The organism is Vibrio ouci, assembly GCF_004551525.1.
GTDB lineage: Bacteria > Pseudomonadota > Gammaproteobacteria > Enterobacterales > Vibrionaceae > Vibrio > Vibrio ouci.
Window position 1 is genome coordinate 1 of record NZ_SATR01000444.1, and the last position, 323, is coordinate 323.

A 323-nucleotide genomic window follows, 5' to 3' on the forward strand; every position below is an offset into this window, starting at 1 on the left:
AAGCCTGGCGATGTCCTACTCTCACATGGGGAAACCCCACACTACCATCGGCGCTAATTCGTTTCACTTCTGAGTTCGGCATGGAATCAGGTGGGTCCAAATCGCTATGGTCGCCAAGCAAATTCTTTAATTCGGAAAGCTGTTTTCGTTCTTACACATTCAATGTTCTTACATTGAGTCCACAAAACCCTTTGGGTGTTGTATGGTTAAGCCTCACGGGCAATTAGTACAGGTTAGCTCAACGCCTCACAACGCTTACACACCCTGCCTATCAACGTTCTAGTCTCGAACAACCCTTTAGGACCCTCAAGGGGTCAGGGAAG

Annotated in this window: 2 rRNA genes; both read right to left on the minus strand. The window is 48.0% G+C overall.

Going from position 1 to position 323, the window contains the following annotated elements:
- Positions 1-2: 2 nt before the first annotated feature.
- Positions 3-118: ribosomal RNA gene (gene rrf / locus ELS82_RS26195) — 5S ribosomal RNA — on the minus strand.
- A gap of 84 nt (positions 119-202) precedes the next feature.
- Positions 203-323 (minus strand): 23S ribosomal RNA (locus tag ELS82_RS26200); the annotation flags it as partial.